Origin of the sequence: Pseudomonas sp. AL 58 (assembly GCF_036348395.1) — a bacterium.
In the GTDB taxonomy this organism is placed as follows: domain Bacteria; phylum Pseudomonadota; class Gammaproteobacteria; order Pseudomonadales; family Pseudomonadaceae; genus Aquipseudomonas; species Aquipseudomonas defluvii.
Map to the genome: position 1 here is coordinate 1 of NZ_JAZBQR010000030.1, position 18,793 is coordinate 18,793.

Annotated in this window: 15 protein-coding genes; 13 read left to right on the forward strand and 2 right to left on the reverse strand. The window is 60.4% G+C overall.

The window, feature by feature from the left end; all coding sequences use genetic code 11:
- Positions 1 to 2,453: retention module-containing protein (locus UIA24_RS21835; protein WP_330523907.1), on the reverse strand; the 2,453-nt coding region annotated here is incomplete at its 3' end.
- Between the two features lie 347 nt (positions 2,454 to 2,800).
- Here UIA24_RS21835 and UIA24_RS21840 point away from each other — a divergent pair.
- The 7 genes from UIA24_RS21840 (at position 2,801) to UIA24_RS21870 (ending at position 11,599) form a co-directional block, all read left to right on the forward strand.
- Positions 2,801 to 4,153, forward strand: a complete 1,353-nt coding sequence (locus tag UIA24_RS21840) for a TolC family outer membrane protein (RefSeq protein ID WP_099773261.1) — start codon at positions 2,801 to 2,803, stop codon at positions 4,151 to 4,153.
- Positions 4,154 to 4,196: 43 nt separating this feature from the next.
- The gene (locus UIA24_RS21845) at positions 4,197 to 6,353 is read left to right on the forward strand and encodes a type I secretion system permease/ATPase (protein WP_330523909.1); all 2,157 of its coding nucleotides are present in this window, start codon (positions 4,197 to 4,199) and stop codon (positions 6,351 to 6,353) included.
- The gene (locus tag UIA24_RS21850; RefSeq protein ID WP_065761709.1) at positions 6,343 to 7,716 is read left to right on the forward strand and encodes an HlyD family type I secretion periplasmic adaptor subunit; all 1,374 of its coding nucleotides are present in this window, start codon (positions 6,343 to 6,345) and stop codon (positions 7,714 to 7,716) included. The genes UIA24_RS21845 and UIA24_RS21850 overlap by 11 nt, the downstream gene beginning before the upstream one ends.
- A gap of 191 nt (positions 7,717 to 7,907) precedes the next feature.
- A complete protein-coding gene (locus tag UIA24_RS21855; protein ID WP_330523910.1) occupies positions 7,908 to 8,807 on the forward strand; it encodes a TauD/TfdA dioxygenase family protein in 900 nt (299 codons plus the stop codon).
- 20 nt (positions 8,808 to 8,827) lie between these two features.
- Complete coding sequence (locus UIA24_RS21860) at positions 8,828 to 9,847, forward strand: ABC transporter substrate-binding protein (protein ID WP_330523911.1); 1,020 nt, start codon at positions 8,828 to 8,830, stop codon at positions 9,845 to 9,847.
- 5 nt (positions 9,848 to 9,852) lie between these two features.
- Positions 9,853 to 10,716: an ABC transporter ATP-binding protein gene (locus tag UIA24_RS21865; protein ID WP_330523912.1), complete on the forward strand. Its 864-nt coding sequence runs from the start codon at positions 9,853 to 9,855 to the stop codon at positions 10,714 to 10,716.
- 16 nt (positions 10,717 to 10,732) lie between these two features.
- Entirely contained in the window at positions 10,733 to 11,599 is an 867-nt protein-coding gene (locus UIA24_RS21870; protein ID WP_330523913.1) for an ABC transporter permease, read from the forward strand.
- Between the two features lies 1 nt (position 11,600).
- Here UIA24_RS21870 and UIA24_RS21875 read toward each other — a convergent pair whose 3' ends face one another.
- Positions 11,601 to 12,611 carry a helix-turn-helix transcriptional regulator gene (locus UIA24_RS21875; protein ID WP_102053692.1) on the reverse strand — a complete coding sequence of 337 codons (1,011 nt, stop codon included), beginning with the start codon at positions 12,609 to 12,611 and terminating at the stop codon, positions 11,601 to 11,603.
- A 205-nt stretch (positions 12,612 to 12,816) separates the two neighbouring features.
- On the opposite strand from UIA24_RS21875, the gene UIA24_RS21880 reads away from it, so the two are divergent.
- The 6 genes from UIA24_RS21880 (at position 12,817) to UIA24_RS21905 (ending at position 18,790) form a co-directional block, all read left to right on the forward strand.
- A complete protein-coding gene (locus UIA24_RS21880) occupies positions 12,817 to 13,635 on the forward strand; it encodes a tetratricopeptide repeat protein (RefSeq protein WP_102053691.1) in 819 nt (272 codons plus the stop codon).
- A gap of 92 nt (positions 13,636 to 13,727) precedes the next feature.
- A complete protein-coding gene (locus UIA24_RS21885; protein WP_102053690.1) occupies positions 13,728 to 14,180 on the forward strand; it encodes a MarR family winged helix-turn-helix transcriptional regulator in 453 nt (150 codons plus the stop codon).
- On the forward strand, positions 14,177 to 16,267 hold the full coding sequence (locus UIA24_RS21890) for an FUSC family protein (RefSeq protein ID WP_330523914.1): 2,091 nt from the start codon (positions 14,177 to 14,179) through the stop codon (positions 16,265 to 16,267). Before UIA24_RS21885 ends, UIA24_RS21890 begins: the two co-directional genes overlap by 4 nt.
- On the forward strand, positions 16,264 to 16,476 hold the full coding sequence (locus tag UIA24_RS21895; protein ID WP_330523915.1) for a DUF1656 domain-containing protein: 213 nt from the start codon (positions 16,264 to 16,266) through the stop codon (positions 16,474 to 16,476). The genes UIA24_RS21890 and UIA24_RS21895 overlap by 4 nt, the downstream gene beginning before the upstream one ends.
- On the forward strand, positions 16,473 to 17,348 hold the full coding sequence (locus tag UIA24_RS21900; RefSeq protein WP_330523916.1) for an HlyD family secretion protein: 876 nt from the start codon (positions 16,473 to 16,475) through the stop codon (positions 17,346 to 17,348). The genes UIA24_RS21895 and UIA24_RS21900 overlap by 4 nt, the downstream gene beginning before the upstream one ends.
- Positions 17,345 to 18,790, forward strand: coding sequence for an efflux transporter outer membrane subunit (locus UIA24_RS21905; protein ID WP_330523917.1), 1,446 nt, complete (start codon positions 17,345 to 17,347; stop codon positions 18,788 to 18,790). Before UIA24_RS21900 ends, UIA24_RS21905 begins: the two co-directional genes overlap by 4 nt.
- Positions 18,791 to 18,793: the final 3 nt, after the last annotated feature.

Sequence of the window (18,793 nt, forward strand, 5' to 3'; positions counted from 1 at the left end):
TTGTTGCTCAGGGTCACCTTCATTTCGGTGCCGGCTGGGTTGGTCAGGGTCGCGGTGTAGACGATCTTGCCGCCTTCGGTCACTTCGCCGGTTGCGCTGACGCTCAGGCCAGTCGAATCCTGGGTGCCAGGACCATCGGTGACGGTCGTGGTTGGCTTACCAACGGCTTCTACTTTTTCGTAGTTACCACCTTCAACATTGGTAATGCTGTTGGTCAGTGGCGCGTTGGTGTTGTGGACGTTGTTCGGTGCGGTGAACGGCACCGAACCCGACGACTCACCGACTGGGATGGTGATGGTCTGGCCGTTGGCCAGGGTCACCACCAGCGGGGTACCGGTAACCGGGGCGTTGACCGATGCGGTGTAGGTGACAACGCCACCTTCAACCACACTTGGCTCTGCCGTTAGGGTCACGGTGGTGGTGTCGATGGTGTCGGTCACCGTGGTCACTGCAGGTTTGTCACTGACCTCCAGCTCTTCAAAGTTACCACCGCTGGTACCAGTGACCGTAACACTCAGTGTGCCAGCATCAATGTATGAATCATCGCCCGGCGCATCAATGCTGATGCTGCCTTCTTTCGCACCTGCGGCAATGGTGATGGTCTCACCATTGCTCAGGGTGATCTGCATTTCGGTACCGGCCGGATTGCTCAAGGTCGCGGTGTAGACGATCTTGCCACCTTCGGCGACTTCGCCAGTTGCCGTCACGTTCAGGCTGGTGGTGTCCGTACTGTCGACCACTTCGGTAATCGCAGGCTCTTCGCTCGGTTCAAGCTTTTCGTAGTTACCACCTGTGGTGCCGGTGATGGTGGTGATGATCGAGTCGGCGCCGTTGTACACATCATTCGGCGCGGTGAAGTCCACCGTACCGGCGGACTCACCCACCGGGATGGTAATGGTCTGGCCATTGGACAGGGTTACGGTCAGTGGCGAACCGGTCACAGGCGCACCGACCGTAGCGGTGTAGGTAATCACACCGTTCTCACCCACCGTCGACGTCGCCGTCAGGGTGAGCGAAGTGGCGTCGATCGAATCGGTGATGGTGGTCACCGCCGGCTCGGTGCTCGGCACCAGGTTCTCGAAGTTCCCCCCCGTCGCACCGGTAATCGTGGTGCTGACGGTGCTGCCATTGTTGTAAACGTCGTTGGCCAGGGTCTCGACATCCACACTGCCAGTGGTCTTGCCGGCCTCAATGGTGATGGTCTGGCCGTTGGACAGGGTCACGGTGACCGGCGTCTGTGCCGGGTTGGTCAGGGTCGCGGTATAGGTGATGCCGCCGCCTTCCACGATATTGCCGGTCGCCGTCAGCGTAACGGTGGTGGTGTCCGGCGAGTCAGTGATAGTAGTCACCGCCGGTTCGGTGCTCGGCACCAAGCTCTCGAAGTTACCCCCCGTAGCACCGGTAATCGTGGTGCTGACGGTGCTGCCGTTGTTGTAGACATCGTTACCCAGGGTTTCAACATCCACGCTGCCGGTGGTCTTGCCGGCCTCAATGGTGATGGTCTGGCCGTTGGACAGGGTCACAGTGACCGGCGTCTGTGCCGGGTTGGTCAGGGTCGCGGTGTAGGTGATGCTGCCACCTTCCACAATATTGCCGGTCGCCGTCAGGGTCACGGTGGTGGTGTCGATGGTGTCGGTGATCTGGGTGACTGCAGGTGTTGTGCTCGGGGTAACCACCAGGCCACCACCGCCACTGGTGCCAGTGATGGTGGCGGAGATTTCGCTGCCATCGATGTACACCGTGTCATTCGGCGGAATTTCTACGTTGACGCTGCCGGTCAGCTGGCCGGCGCTGATAACAATCACCTGGCCGTTGGACAAGGTAATAGTCAGGTCGGTCAGTGGCGCTTGAGTCAGAGTCGCCGTGTAGGTCAACACACCACCCGCTTCAGTGATGCTCGGGGTAGCGGTAAGGGTCAGGTCGGCGGCACGCAACGGCGTGGTGGCATCAGCAGCCGTATTCAGAACCAGCGGGCCTTGCTCTTGCTGGACAGCGGCCGTCTGGAAGGCCAAGCCTTCGGTAGGGAAGCCAATGGTCGGGTCGACTGAAGCAGCGGTCTCATCGAGCATAACGAAGCTGTGGCCACCACCGACTGCACCGCCACCACCGCCAGCTGCAGTGGGACCTGCCGCCGTGGCTTCCAGCTCAGTGGTCGGGTCAGCACCGGCCGCGATCGCTTGTTGCAACTCGTCAACCGACGGGGCTTGTTGCGCCGTAGCCTCAGCCAGATCGGTGGTGCTGTCTGGAGCATCGGCACTCCACTGCATGTCGCGCCCGAGATCGAGCGTGCGGCCATCAGCCAGTTCCAGGGTTACGGCACCGGCCAGACCGGTCAGTACCTGCTCGCCGACGAACAAACGGTCGCCTTCGATGAGTACACGTTGAATCCCCTCTGGGGAAACCGCGATTACTTGACCAACAATGCTTTTGACAACGGCAACAACACTGCTCATAAGACTCTCCGGACTAACCGTTCAAATTGGCTTCCATGCCCGAGCGACGCTGACTTGCCGCAATCAGATGGAATGTTCTGTGAGGCGTTTTTGACACTGCAACTGTCAAAATAATGACTAAAAGGTTTGGCAATTAACTTCATGCCAAACTATTGACCTTCTGATCGCCATCCTAAACAATCGGATACGTAATGTCACATTGATATTTGAACGGTCACCAGTCTTCCTTCGTACGATCCTAGTAGCATCTCGGAAATTTCCGACGTAAGGTCCGCACGGTTGCCATTATTAAATGCGGCAAGGCCACTTGCTGTGATTTGGGACAAGATGTCCCCGGGAAAAAGTAAATGCGATCGCTCCTTCTGACTGCTCTTCCTTTCACCCTTGCCGCCAGTTTTGTTCAAGCGCAAAGCCTGCCGGAAGCTATGCAGCGCGCCATCGAAGTCCACCCGGAAGTTCAAGCCGGGGTTAACAGCAGAACCGCAGCCGACTATCAATTGCGCGCAGCCCAGGGCGGCTATTTGCCGCGGGTGGATGTATTGGCAGGTTACGGCCGCGAAGGTACCGACAGCCCGAGCACTCGCATCGGTAACCGTAGCAATGATTGGGAAACCCTCAACCGTGGCGAAGCCAGTGTGCGTCTTCGACAAATGGTCTTCGACGGCTTCGCCACATCCAGTGAAGTCGGTCGTCAACAAGCCACCGTCAACTCACGCGCCTATGCCCTGATGGGCACGTCCGAGCGCACGGCGCTCAACGTTGCCCAGGTGTATCTGGACGTGCTGACCCGTCGCGACATGGTGCGTCTGGCCGAAGACAACCTGCGCAGCCATGAACGCATCTTCGATCAAATCAAGCTGCGGACCGCACGGGGTGTTGGTCGCCTGGCAGATATGGATCAGGCCGAAGCGCGCCTGGCGCAGGCCCGCAACAACCTGATCACTGAACAAACCAACCTGGCTGACGCACAAACCAACTACCTGAGCGTAGTTGGTCAAATGCCAGACGAAATCAGCACGCCGCCGGCCTTCATCGACATGCTGCCAGCCAGCCTGGATGAAGCACGCCAGCAAATGCTGGAAAGCAGCCCGATCCTGCGCTCGGCGGAGTCCGATATCGCCGCTGCAGAGAAGCAGTACGATGCTGCAAAATCGTCGTTCTACCCGCGTTTCGATGCTGAACTGGGGCGCAGTGCCGACAACAACATCGATGGTGTCAGCGGTCATAACAATGACTGGCAGGCCATGCTGCGCATGAGTTTCAACCTGTATGCCGGTGGCAGCAACAAAGCGGACCTGGAGTCCAAGTCCTATCAGGCAAACCAAGCGCTGGATATTCGTAACAATGCCTTGCGCCAGCTCAATGAAGAATTGGGCCTGGCATGGAATGCTATGAACAACGCCAATGCCCAAGTGCCGATTGCGCAGAAGTACGTTGATTACAGCAGCAGTGTTCGCACCGCTTACCAGAAACAGTTCAGCTTGGGCGAGCGTACATTGCTTGACCTGCTCGATAGCGAGAACGAGTTGTTCACCGCCCAGCGCCGCCTGGCAGAGGTGAAGAACAGTCAGCTGTTTACTCAGTATCGAATCAAGGCGACCATTGGCCAGCTCCTCAAGAGCCAGGGCGTTGTGGCGCCAATGGCAACTGTCGTGCAGAACGACATGAAGCCTCAGGTAAACCTGCCCGGCATGAACTGAGGCCAGCCCTCATGTCCAACCGTATTTGCTAAGAGATTGCCGCGTGGAATCAGAAGTCAGTCGAGTCCAGCTCACCCATGATCCACGCAGCCAGCACGACGACCCGTTGCTGGACAGCCTGCTGTCGCTCTGTGTGTTGCACCAGAAACCTGCCAGCCGGGCGATGCTCACCACCGGTTTACCGCTGCCCTCGCAGCGGTTGAGCCCGGAGCTACTGCCTCGCGCCGCTGCCCGGGCAGGCTTGCAAGGTCGCTTGCTGCAACGCAAGCTGGAGCAGATACCCAACATCGCCATGCCGGCGATGTTGCTGCTCAAGGATGGCCGCAGCACGATCCTGCTCGGCTGGGAAAACGAAGGTACTGCACGTCTATTGCTCAGCGAGAGCGACGGCGGTGAGGTACATGTCAGCCGCGAAGCGCTGCTGGCCGATTACAGTGGCCGGGTTTTCTTTGCCCAGCCGCAGCATAAGTTCGACGTCAACCATGGCAACCTGATCCCCAGGGCGCGCTCATGGTTCCGTGACACCCTCAAGCGCTCGCGCTGGCTTTATGCCGACGCCATCGCCGCCAGCCTGGTCATCAACCTGATCGCCATGGCCGCACCGCTGTTCGTGATGAACGTCTACGACCGCGTAGTTCCCAACCAGGCCACCTCGACCCTCTGGGTGCTGGCCATCGGTATTACCGGGGCCTACCTCTTCGACCTGATCCTCAAGGGCCTGCGCAGCCTTTGCCTGGACCTGGCCGGGAAGAAAACCGACCTGATCATCTCCGCCACGCTGTTCGAGCGTATTGTCGGTATGGCAATGAAGTACCGCCCGGCCCGGGTCGGTAGCTTCGCCCAGAACATCCATGAATTTCAGGGCCTGCGCGACTTCCTTGCGTCGCTGACCCTGACCAGCCTGATCGACCTGCCATTCACCCTGCTGATCCTCTTGGTGATCGCCATCATCGGCGGCCATCTGGTCTGGATTCCCATCGTTGCCTTCCCGCTGGCTCTGGGCATTGGCCATGCATTGCAAAAACCGCTGGTTGCAACGCTGGAACGCACCATGGCGCTGGGCTCCGAGCGCCAATCGAGCCTGATCGAAACCCTCGCAGGGCTGGATGCAGTCAAGGTCAACAACGCCGAAAGCGAACGCCAGTACATGTGGGAGCAGACCATCGGTACGCTTAGCCGCCTGGAGCTGCGTGTAAAGGTGCTGTCGGGCCTGGCCATGAACATCACCTTGCTGATCCAGCAGTTGGCCGGCGTGGCGCTGATCTGCTTCGGCGTCTACCAGATCATGGACGGCCACCTCAGCATGGGCGGCCTGATCGCCTGCTACATGCTCAATGGACGCGCCATGGCCCCCCTGAGCCAACTGGCCGGGTTGCTGACCCGTTACCAGCAGGCCAAGGTCACCATGGTCTCGGTTGACCAGATGATGGTGCTGCCGCAAGAGCGCAACTTCGAAGAGCGCCCACTGAGCCGCCAGGTACTGCAAGGTGCCATTGAGTTCCGCGGGGTTGATTTCACCTACCCGAACCAGCAGAACGTTGCGCTCAAGGGCATCAACCTGGTGATCCGGCCAGGCGAGAAGATCGGCATCATCGGCCGTAGCGGCTCAGGCAAGAGCTCGCTGGCCAAGTTGATTGTCGGCCTCTACGAAGCAGACGCCGGCTCGTTGCTGGTCGATGGCGTGGACATCCGTCAGATCGATGTGAGCGAGCTGCGCCACAATATCGGCTATGTCCCTCAGGACATCCAGCTGCTGTCCGGCACATTGCGCGACAACCTGGTCAGCGGTGCCCGCTATATCGAGGACGAAATGGTTCTGCAAGCGGCCGAGCTCTCTGGCGTGCATGAGTTTGCCAGGCTGCACCCGCAGGGCTACGAGCTGCAGGTCGGCGAGCGCGGCCAGAACCTCTCCGGCGGCCAGCGACAGAACGTTGCATTAGGCCGGGCCTTGCTGCTGAACCCACAGATCCTGTTGCTGGACGAGCCGACCAGCGCCATGGACAACACCGGTGAAGAGCGCCTCAAGCAGCGCCTGCAAGCGGTTATCGAGAACAAGACCGTCGTACTGGTCACGCACCGTGCTTCGCTGTTGTCGCTGGTCGACCGGCTGATCGTGATTGATCGCGGGCAGATTGTCGCGGATGGCCCGAAAGCCGCCGTAATGGATGCGCTGAAAAAGGGGCAGATCAGTGTTGCTTAAGTCTGGAGCAGGTCGCATCAAGGACGTACTGAGTAACTACTTCAAAGGCTCGGAGTCGCTCCATGGGCAACCCTTGCCTGAGGTCAACAAAGCCCTGATCGAGGATGCACCGCGCATTGTGCGGCTGACCATCTGGGGCGTAATCGGTTTTTTCCTGTTCATGGGGCTCTGGGCCAACTTCGCGATCATTGATGAAGTGACACGCGGCGATGGCAAGGCCATTCCGTCCTCAAAACTGCAGAAAATCCAGAACCTGGAAGGCGGTATCGTTGCCGAGATCTATGCCCACGAAGGCGAGATTGTCGAAGCCGGCGCGCCACTGCTGCGCCTGGACGATACTCGGTTCGTGTCCAACGTTGGCGAGACAGAAGCCGACCGTTTGGCCATGGCCCTGCGCGTCGAACGCTTGAGCGCCGAGGTCGAGGATCGCCCATTGCATATCGCCGATGAAATCCGCAAAGCCGCGCCCAATCAGGCCAACAACGAGGAATCGTTGTACCAGAGTCGGCGCCAGCAGTTGCAGAACGAGATCGGCGGTTTGCAGGAGCAACTGGTACAGCGCCAGCAGGAACTGCGCGAATTCAGCTCCAAGCAGGCGCAGTACCGCAACAGCCTTCAGCTGCTGCGTCAGGAAATCAACATGTCCGAACCGTTGGTGTCCCAGGGCGCGATTTCTCCGGTTGAGGTGCTACGCCTCAAGCGGGCCGAAGTGGAAAACCGAGGCCAACTGGATGCAACCTCTCTGGCCATCCCACGCGCCGAGTCCGCCATCAAGGAAGTCGAACGCAAGATCGACGAAACCCGTGGCAAGTTCCGCAGCGAGGCCCTGACCCAACTGAACGAAGCCCGCACGGACCTGAGCAAGGCCCAGGCAACCGGCAAGGCGCTGGAGGATCGGGTCAGCCGTACGCTGGTTACTTCGCCGGTGCGCGGTATCGTCAAACAACTGCTGGTCAACACGATTGGCGGCGTCATTCAACCCGGTAGTGATCTTGTCGAGATCGTGCCGCTGGATGACACACTGCTGGTGGAGGCGCGGATCCGTCCACAGGACATCGCCTTCCTCCACCCTGGCCAGGACGCCATGGTGAAGTTCACCGCCTATGACTTCACCATCTATGGCGGGCTGAAAGCCCGGCTGGAGCAGATCGGCGCCGACACTATCACCGACGAAGACGGCAACACGTTCTATGTGATCAAACTGCGTACGGATCGCAGCCACTTGGGCACTGACGAAAAACCGCTGCTGATTATCCCCGGCATGGTCGCATCAGTGGACATCATTACCGGCAAGAAAAGCGTGTTGAGCTACCTGCTCAAGCCGATCATCCGTGCACGGGCCGAGGCCTTGCGCGAGCGTTGATTGGAGGCCGCTGCTCACTCATATGCTTATTCAATAAAGATATTTAAATTAAATCTCTTATAGCAATATAGTTAATCCCCTGCGTACATGCCGACCAATCGGTGCGCCGCACGACACGAACCAACACGGAACAGCCGTGAGTTTCTGATCGATGCGCGCACCCTTGGGCGCGCACTGCGTGGGAGAGCACTATGTCAGCAGCCTCAATCGCTTTGTCGGTACACGACAGCGCACAGCAGCAAACCTTCGAAATTCGTCCTCTTGCCGGCGCAGTAGGTGCCGAGATCATCGGCCTTGACCTGAGCCTGCCGGTCAACGACGAAGCGTTTGCCCGCATCCACCGGGCTCATCTGGATCACCACGTGCTGGTCTTTCGTAACCAGCACATCACGCCCGAACAGCAGGTCGCCTTCAGCCGCCGGTTTGGCGTACTGCAAGTACATGTGCTCAAACAGTTCCTGTTGGCCGGGCATCCGGAAATCCTGATTGTCTCCAACATTGTCGAGAACGGGCAGAACATCGGCCTGGGCGATGCTGGCAAGTTCTGGCATTCAGACCTGTCGTACAAGGAACTCCCCAGCCTCGGCTCGATGCTGCATGCCCAGGAACTGCCCCGCGAAGGCGGCGACACCCTGTTCGCCGATATGCACAAAGCCTGGGACGACCTGCCAGAGGCCCTGCGCAAGGCCGTCGAGGGGCGCAGCGCCGCACACTCATATACCGCGCGTTACAGCGAGACCAAGTTCGAAGGCAACTGGCGCCCAACCCTGACTGCCGAGCAGTTGGCACAGGTACAGGAAGTGATTCACCCGATCGTCCGCACGCACCCGGAGAACGGTCGCAAGGCGTTGTTTGTCAGCGAGGGCTTCACCACCCGAATCATCGGCCTGCCGGAAGACGAAAGCCGCCAGATTCTCACCGAGCTGTATGCCCACAGCGTGCTGGAACACAACATTTACCGCCATCAATGGCAGCCCCGCGATCTGGTGTTCTGGGACAACCGCTCACTGATTCACCTGGCAACCGGCTGCCCGAGCCACCTGCGTCGCAAGTTGTACCGCACCACTATTCAGGGCGACGCGCCCTTCTAAGACCGATCAAGGAGCACAGCATGAGTAACGCTATCAGCCGCCTCGCGGCCAGTATCGGCCTGGGTCTTAGCCTGATCGCCGGAAGCCTGGTAGCCCCGGCTGCCGCACAGGCCGAAGGCGAAATTCGCATCGCCGAACAATTTGGCATCGTCTACCTGCTACTGAATGTGGTGCGTGATCAACAGTTGATCGAAAAGCACGGCAAGGCACAGGGAGTCGACATCAAGGTCGATTGGACCCAACTTTCTGGCGGTGCAGCCATCAACGACGCACTGCTGTCCGGCTCGGTGGATATCGCCGGGGCCGGCGTCGGTCCGTTGCTGACCATCTGGGACCGCACCCAGGGTCGACAGAACGTCAAGGCCGTCGCCTCACTCGGCAACTTCCCCTACTACCTGGTCAGCAGTAATCCGAATGTGAAGACGATTGCCGACCTCAGCGAAAAGGACCGCATCGCCCTGCCGGCAGTGGGCGTTTCTGTGCAATCGCGTTTTCTGCAGTACGCGGCAGCCAAGCAATGGGGTGACAAGGAGTATGCCCGCCTGGACAAATTCACCCTGGCGGTTCCGCACCCTGATGCCACCGCAGCCCTGCTGGCCGGTGGCACCGAGTTGAATGCGCACTTCTCCAACCCGCCGTTCCAGGATCAGGTGCTGGCCAACCCGAATGTGCATGTGGTGCTCAACACCTACGACCTGCTCGGCCCGAACTCGCCAACCGTACTGTTTGCGACTGAGAAATTCCGCAAGGACAACCCCAAGACCTATAAAGCGTTCGTTGAAGCGCTGGCCGAAGCGGCAGACTTCGCCCAGAACGACAAGGCTGCCGCCGCCGACACCTACATTCGGGTGACCAAGGCAAAAATCGACCGCGAGGCCCTGCTCAAGATCATCGACAACCCTCAATACGAGTTCAGCGTCACGCCGAAAAACACCTACCCACTGGCCGAATTTCTCTATCGCGTCGGCGCCATCAAGCACAAGCCCGAATCCTGGAAAGACTACTTCTTCCAGGATGAGAAGCCTCTGCAAGGGAGCTGAAACGCATGAACGCCCAATTGCAAGGCCACACGGTTAGCAACCTGCGCGACGTGCCCACGTCGCCTCTGCTGCACGTGGATAACGTCAGCCTCGAGTACCGCACTGCGCAACGCGTAGTGCGCGCCACTCACCACGTCAGCTTTGAAGTGGACAAGGCCGACCGCTTTGTTCTGCTAGGCCCCTCAGGCTGCGGTAAATCGACCCTGCTCAAGGCGGTGGCCGGTTTCATCGAGCCTCAGGAAGGGACGATTCGTCTGCAAGACCAGGCTATTAAAGGGCCTGGTCCCGACCGTATTGTGGTGTTTCAGGAGTTCGATCAGCTTCCACCCTGGAAAACCGTCAAACAGAACGTCATGTTCCCGTTGCAGGTCTCTGGCACGCTGCCGCGTCAGGAGGCCGAGCAGCGCGCGCTGCACTACCTGGAAAAAGTTGGCCTGGCAGCCTTTGCCGACGCCTACCCGCACACCTTGTCCGGCGGCATGAAAGCGCGGGTGGCCATCGCACGGGCACTGGCGATGCAACCGAAGATCCTGCTGATGGACGAACCATTCGCCGCACTCGATGCGCTGACCCGGCGCAAGATGCAGGAAGAGTTGTTGCTGCTCTGGGAGGAGGTGCGTTTCACACTGCTGTTCGTCACCCACTCCATCGAAGAAGCGTTGGTGGTAGGCAACCGCATTCTGCTGCTGTCACCGCACCCAGGACGGGTGCGCGCCGAAGTGCACAGCCATCAGTACGGGCTGCATAGTCTGGGCGGCCGTGAGTTCCAGGCCTCGGCACAACGTATCCATCGACTGCTGTTTGAGGAAGATCAGGCGCAAGATCAAGCACTCGATCTTGATTTCGCCGATGTTCGCATCGCCTACTGACCTGGAGTCCACTCGCATGGCTACCCCTCCTATTGTGCGCCAGGAGTATGAAGTCCCCCTGGAGCCGCTGCTCAACGTGCCATTGGAACGTGAGCTTCCACTGGCCCAGCGACTCTGGCAACACAGCAGTTTGCGCAAAGGGCTGATCCTGCTGTTACTGGCCCTGGCCTGGGAAGCTGTTGCCCGTTATCAGGCCAACGACCTGCTCCTGCCCAGCTTTGTCCAGACATCCCGTGCCTTGATCGATGGCCTGGCCAGCGGCGAGCTGCTGGCCAAGGTCGGCGTCTCGTTGATCGTGCTGCTCAAGGGCTACCTGCTGGGCATTGTCCTGGCCTTCGGGTTGACCAGCCTGGCAGTGTCGACACAATTCGGCCGCGACTTGCTCAGTACCTTGACCTCAATGTTCAACCCCTTGCCCGCCATCGCCCTGCTGCCTTTGGCGCTGCTCTGGTTCGGCCTGGGCGACAACAGCCTGATTTTCGTACTGGTACATTCCGTACTCTGGGCACTGGCGCTGAACACTTATGCCGGCTTTCTCGGCGTATCGGAAACCCTGCGCATGGCCGGACGCAACTATGGCCTGCGCGGCTTGCGCCTGGTCCTGCATATCCTGATTCCAGCCGCGCTGCCGTCGATTCTCTCAGGGCTGAAAATTGGTTGGGCCTTTGCCTGGCGCACCCTGATTGCCGCCGAACTGGTCTTCGGTGCGACCAGCGGCAAGGGTGGCCTGGGTTGGTACATTTTTCAGAACCGCAACGAGCTGTACACCGACAAGGTATTCGCCGGCCTGGCGGTGGTCATCCTGATCGGCTTGTTGGTGGAGAGCCTGGTATTCAATAGCCTGGAACGGGTCACCATCAAGCGCTGGGGTATGCAGCGCTAATTCATGCCGTTTGGTACTGGGCGGCGGCCTTGCTCAGGGTTTCAGCAATTTGCTGGCGCAGGCCGATCGGCTGCTCGACGATCAAGCCATCGCCCTGGCTCAACAACCACCAGCGCAACTGCCAGCTATTGCTGACCGTCGCCCTCAGAAGATGCCCATGTGCCAACGGGGCCAGGCTCATGTCCGCCGACAGCGGCGTTTCACGTACCAAGCGCGCCAAACTGTCGCTCACCCAGGCTTGCAGCTCGATTTTATCGGTCTGCCCGAATTGCAGGGCATCGCTGCGCAGGTAAACCTGCAGGTCGAAATCCTCGAGACCTTCGGTGGCACTGCTGAGGATACTGACCGTGCGAAAGCGATGAACCGCAAACTGGCGAATATCACTGTAGGGATCCGCTCGGGCAATCAGGTAGCTGACCTGACCGCGCTGAATCAACGCCAACGGGTTGAGAGTCATTTCGCTGAGTTTGTCGTTATGTGCCGAGTAGTACTGGCACTTCAACTGATACTCCTCCAACAATGCCTTCTGCACCGTTTCCAGAATGCTGTCGGGCACCTCGGGCGCTTGCATGTTCATGTCGGGGCGAACGCTGGCGACTTTGTCCAGCCAGCGCGCAGCCTTGTTCGCACCGGACAAGTGCTCAAGTTTTTGCCGAGCATGACTGAAACGCGCATCAAGCACCTTGAGCATGCTCCCCGGTAGCAGTGGCCGTACCGCTTCCTCGACCAACGCCAGGCTCAAGGCTTCGCTGATGCTCAAGCCGCGCAGTTCGACACAGGCGTTTGCCGCCCAATGCCACCCATAGGGAATACTCTTGTCGTTGCGCTCCAGTGGAAAGATCAACGACAGTTCGTTGAGGTCTCGCTCGATACTGCGCTTGCTGATGGTGAAGCCAGCGTCCTGCAATCGGGCGACCAGCTCTGCGCTAGTGATGCCGGGGGATCGGCTGGGTAGCTGGCGCAAAAGTTCCCATTGGCGGCTGAGTGTGGCGCGGGTGGTAGCAGAGGGCAAAAGGGTGCGTCCTTGTCTAGACTTGCGCACTAGCATGGCGCCCGCCAACGGATATGGCAAATGGCCATTTATTCAACCAGATCAAGGAAGAGCTGTTGAATCGCTTCACGATGATTGTTCGCGACAGGTTTTGTCGTTGCCTTGCGCAGAATCACATCCCATCACCCCCGCTCTCGGTACTGCGGGTGGTTCAATGAGGATGAACATGTCTGCTGTCAGCAATATCTATCCCTTGCTAGAGCGCCTGTTGCCCACGCGCATCACGCCAGCCCCCGGACGTACCGGCCACTTGTCGCGCCTCTATGCCGGGGTTGGCATGCCCAGCCAGCGTGCCGCGCTGGGTGACAGTTTCAGCCTGATAAACAGCCTTGATGAGGCCGCCGACCTGCAGGCGGTGTATACCGACCTGCGCAACCAGGCGCTGGAGGGCAGCATCTCGGCACTCAATGACCTCGGCTGGATCTGGCTCAATGGCAAGTACTGGCGAGCGGATCCGACACTGGCCGGCCACCTGTTGCGCATGGCCGCTTTGCAGGGCAATGCGACAGCATGGTTTAACCTGGCCCAGCAACATTACTTCGGCAAAGGCGTGATGGTGAGCTACGCCTGTGCAGCCGAGTACTACCAGCATGCCTTCGAGCGTGGTTTGGACCATGCTGCAGCGGCACTCGGTGACCTTTACGAGGAAGAGGTCTGCGATACCCATGTGCAGGAGTGGCAAGTCGACCTGCAGCGCGCCTACCAGTGGTTCATGCGCGGAGCCGAACGCGGCGATGCACGCTGCCGTTTTGAAATCGGTTATCGGTTGCTGCATGGCCAACAGGTCGAGACTGACACCAAGGCTGCGTTGTACTGGCTGGAACTCGCCGCAGTCGCCAAGGTGGTACAGGCTGCGGAGGAACTGGCTGTCCATTTCAGCCTGTCGAACGACACCTTGCGCTACCTGTTCTGGCGCGATCAGGCCATTGGCCTGGGCAGCCCCTTGGCGTTGAGCATGAAGCTGGAGGACCAGGTGCGCTACTGAAACCATTGAGCAAGCGCCTCTTGACGTCGGGGGTGGTGGTCGAAGTATATTGATAGTTAGCAAACTATGAATATCCGCGTGACCGCCCTCCAATGAATCTCGACGCACTGCAACTCAACATCAGCAGCGGTATGGTGGCAGCCGGCCGGCACTGGCGACGGATCTGCCAGGCCACGCTGGCTGGTTACGGTATCTCCGAAGCCTGCGCGGTGCCGCTGCTATTGATCGTGCGCCTGGGCGACGGCGTTCATCAGGTCAAGGTCGCCCAGGCGGCCGGACTGGAAAGCCCCTCCCTGGTGAGGCTGCTCGACCAACTGTGCAGCGCGGGCTTCGTCTGCCGTAGCGAAGATCCCCTCGACCGCCGCGCCAAAGCCTTGAGCCTGACCACCAGTGGCCGAGCCTTGGCCGAAGCCATCGAGGGCGAACTGGTTCGCTTGCGCCGAGAGGTACTGGCGGATCTTCCGGCAGCGGATCTTGAGGCGACTCTGCGGGTATTAAGGGCCTTTGAAGAGGCGGCACAGCGCGCCTCGGGGCAAACCGCATGAGTACTTTTTTCAGCTCAATGCCGCCTGCGCGCGACTGGTTCTACGGGGTACGAACCTTCGCTGCCTCGATGATCGCACTGTATATCGCCCTGCTCATGCAATTGCCACGGCCCTATTGGGCCATGGCCACGGTCTATATCGTATCCAGCCCATTCGTCGGGCCAACCAGCTCAAAAGCCCTGTACCGGGCCATGGGTACCCTGCTCGGCGCGGCCGGGGCCGTCTTTCTGGTGCCCCTGTTGGTACAGGCTCCGGTGCTGCTGACGATCGCCATCGCGCTGTGGACCGGTACCCTGCTCTTCCTTTCCATGCACCTGCGCACCGCTAACAGCTATACCCTGATGCTGGCCGGCTACACCCTGCCAATGATTGCCCTGCCTGTGGTCGACAACCCGCTGGCCGTATTCGATATCGCGTCCTCACGGGCCCAGGAGATTTGCCTGGGCATAGTCTGCGCGGCGGTGGTCGGGGCAGTGTTCTGGCCGCGCCGACTGGCCCCTGTAGTGGTGGGCACGACCAGCAACTGGTTCAATGAAGCCCGTCGGTACAGTGACACGTTCCTCGCCCGGCAGGCCTCGACCGAAACCGTCAGCACCTTGCGCGCCTCGATGGTCGCGACCTTCAACTCGCTGGAAATGATGATCGGCCAACTGGCCCATGAGGGCGCACGCCCACAAACCGTAAAGAACGCCCGCGAGCTGCGTGGTCGCATGATTCACCTGCTACCAGTACTCGACGCACTGGACGACGCACTGCTGGCACTTGAGAAACGCGCCCCGGCCCAGGCTGAACACCTTCAAGCCGTGCTGTTGGAGGCCCGCGACTGGCTGCAAGCCACCGCCGAATCAGCCTCACCAGCACGCTGGTCAGCCTTGCGCACCCGGCTGAAAAACCTGCAGCCCGACGCCGCAGCGCTGGACGAGCGGCCCATGCTACTGCTTTCCAATGCCTTGTATCGTCTCACCGAATGGGTCGATCTGTGGCAAGACTGCTGCACGCTGCAACAGGCCATTCGGACCGAGGACCTCTCGCCTTGGCACGCCGTTTATCGACACTGGCGGTTGGGCCGGCTGACACCGTTTTTTGACCGCGGCCTGATGCTCTACTCGGTGTTCTCGACCGTGACCGCGATCATTGCCGCCACGACGTTGTGGATCCTGCTGGGCTGGAACGATGGCGCCAGCGCAGTCATTCTGGCAGCGGTTGCCTGCAGTTTCTTCGCCGCCATGGACGACCCGGCACCACAGATTTATCGGTTTTTCTTCTGGACCACCCTGTCGGTGGTGTTTGCCAGCCTTTACCTGTTTCTGGTGCTGCCCAACCTGCATGACTTCCCGATGCTGGTACTGGCCTTCGCAATCCCGTTCATTTGCGTCGGCACCCTGACCGTCCAGCCGCGCTTCTACCTGGGCACCTTGCTGACCATCGTCAATACGGCCTCGTTCATCAGCATCCAAGGGGCCTACGACGCCGACTTTCTGACCTTCATCAATGCCAACCTGGCGGGCCCCGCAGGCCTGTTGTTCGCCTTCATCTGGACCCTGGTGATGCGCCCGTTCGGTGTCGAGCACGCCGCCCGGCGGCTAACGCGGTTTAGCTGGCACGACATCGTCGGCATGACCCTTCCTGCCACCTTGGCCGAGCACCGCAGGCTGGGCGTGCAAATGCTCGACCGCCTGATGCAGCACCTGCCACGCCTCGGCCAGACCGGACAGGACACCAGCGGTGCCCTGCGTGACTTGCGGGTTGGCCTGAACCTGCTCGACCTGCTGGCCTATATGCCCCGTGCTTCAGCCCAGGCTCGAGCGCAACTTGAACAGGTCGTCACCGAAGTGGGCGCGCATTTCCAGGCCTGCCTGGACGCTCGCCGTCGCCTGCACCCGCCTGAACTGTTGCTGACCAGCATGGAGCGCGCTCGCCAGGCGCTTAACGTGCAGAGCATGGCCGAACACGCCGATGCCCGTCTGCATTTGCTGCATGCCTTGAGCGGTTTGCGTCTGGCCTTGCTGCCAGGCGTGGAAGTCATGCTTGATCCCGCTGCAAACCCACCTCAATTGCCCTATGGCATCGACGGAGCGCCCCTGTGATCGGTGACCTGGATATCAGCGGGGTTTTCCTGCCCACGCTGCTCGTGATGATGCTGGGAACATACCTGCTGTTTCTCGGCGTGCATGCCGTGCTGACACGCGTGCATTTCTATCGCCTGGTCTGGCACCGGGCGTTGTTTAACGTCGCCCTCTACGCCGTACTGCTCGGTACGGTAGATCATTTTTTTCGAAGCCTGATGCTGCCATGAAGAAACCTCTATTGACCCTGGGACGCATGGTCCTGACGCTGTTGGTTGTGACGCTGGCGACCGTACTGGTCTGGCAGATGGTGCTGTATTACATGTTCGCGCCCTGGACCCGTGACGGGCACATCCGCGCCGATGTGATCCAGATCGCGCCTGACGTGTCCGGGCTGATCCAGGAGGTCAGCGTGCGTGACAACCAGGTGATCAAACGTGGCGATGTGCTATTCACCATTGATCAGGACCGCTTCCGCCTGGCCTTGCGCCAGGCCCAGGCCACCTTGGCAGAGCGCAAGGAAACCCTGGCCCAGGCGCAACGTGAGGCCAAGCGTAATCGAGGGTTGGGCAACCTGGTCGCCCAAGAGCAACTGGAAGAGAGCCAGTCACGCGAGGCACGGGCGCAGTCGGCTCTGGCCGAGGCCCAGGTGGCAGTCGATGCGGCGCAGCTCAACCTCGACCGCTCGGTACTGCGCAGCCCGGTGGACGGCTACCTCAACGACCGAGCCCCGCGCGTACACGAGTTCGTCAGTGCCGGGCGCCCTGTACTGTCGGTTGTGGACAGCAATTCTTACCACGTCGACGGCTACTTCGAGGAAACCAAGCTTTCCGGCATCAAGGTTGGCCAGGCAGTGGACATTCGCGTCATGGGTGACAACACACGGCTGCGTGGCCATGTACTGAGCATCGCCGCCGGTATCGAAGACCGCGACCGCAGCAGTGGCGCGAACCTGCTGCCCAACGTCAACCCCGCATTCAGTTGGGTACGCCTGGCCCAGCGCATCCCCGTACGCATCGCCTTCGATCAGGTGCCGGATGATTTCCGCATGATCGCCGGGCGCACGGCCACAGTGTCCATCATCGAGGGCAGCGGTCAATGAAGCGGTTGGCATTGCTGAGCATCAGCCTGGTGCTATCGGCCTGCCAGATGGTCGGCCCGGATTACCACCTGCCCAAGGACGCAGCGGTCAACCGCAGTGACCTGCAAGGCACGTTGCGCAACGATGCGAACAGCGTGGTCTCCGCACCAGTGCCCGGCAACTGGTGGCAGCTGTATCGCGATGATCGCCTTGACCACTTGGTGCGCGACGCCCTGGCTGCCAACACCGAGCTGCGCGTAGCTGCCGCGAATATCGCCCGGGCCCGCGCCCAAGTCGAGGAAGCACAGGCTCAGGGCGGCTTTCACGCCGGAACGAAACTCGGCGCCCAGCGCCTGCAAGAATCCGGCGAGGCGTTCCTGCTGCCGGAAAAAGTGCCCGTGGCCAATATTGGCGAAGCGATCCTTAGTGCGTCCTACCAGTTCGACCTGTGGGGCACCCTCAAGCGCGGTGTAGAAGCAGCCCAGGCCAATGCCGACGCAACCCAGGCCGCCGCTGATACGGCACGAATCACAGTGGTCGCCGACGTCGTGCGCGCCTATACCCAGGTGTGTGCCGCCAACGAAGAGCTGCACATCGCCCAGACCTCACTGGACCTGCAGGAGCAAAGCCTGAGCCTGACCCAACGCCTGCGCGATGCCGGGCGTGGCGACGAAACCCAGGTCACGCGCTCGCAGACCCAGTTCAAATCCCTGCGCGCTGAACTGCCGCGCTATCAGGCAGCACGCGAAGCCGGTCTGTTTACCCTTTCGATGCTGCTGGCCAAGCCTGTCGACCAGCTACCGGCCGGCACCGCAACCTGTGCCGAACTGCCCCACATTGCCCAGTTATTACCCGTAGGTGATGGGGCCGCGCTGCTCAAGCGACGCCCAGATGTACGCCAGGCCGAGCGTGGCCTAGCAGCCGCCACCGCCACCATCGGGGTCGCCACCGGCCAGCTGTATCCGGACATCAGCATTGGCGCTCAAGTTGGCACCATCGGTATTCTGGAAAACCTCGGTACACAGGCAACCAACCGCTGGGGTTTTGGTCCGCTGTTGACCTGGAACGTACCGACCAACGGTACTCGGGCACGTATCCGCGAAGCCGAGGCCTCGACCCAGGCCGCCCTGGCACGCTTTGACGGCGTGGTGCTCAACGCCATCCGCGAAACCCAGACCAGCCTTGCCCAGTACAGCGCCCTGCTGGAACGGCGTGATGCCTTGGCAGAGGCCGAACGCTCGGCGCAGTTGGCTGCAGATCAAACGCATCGTTTCTATCAGGCCGGTCGCGCGTCGTTCCTTGCCGACCTGCAGGCGACCCGCACTTACACGGATATGCGCGCCCAACTGGCGGCTGCCAACACTCAGGTCGCCTTGGGGCAGATCGGGTTGTTCCTCGCGCTGGGTGGGGGCTGGGAAGGCACTGGCGATGCACGCGCCGCGCAACCCTCGGCAGCACACTGATGC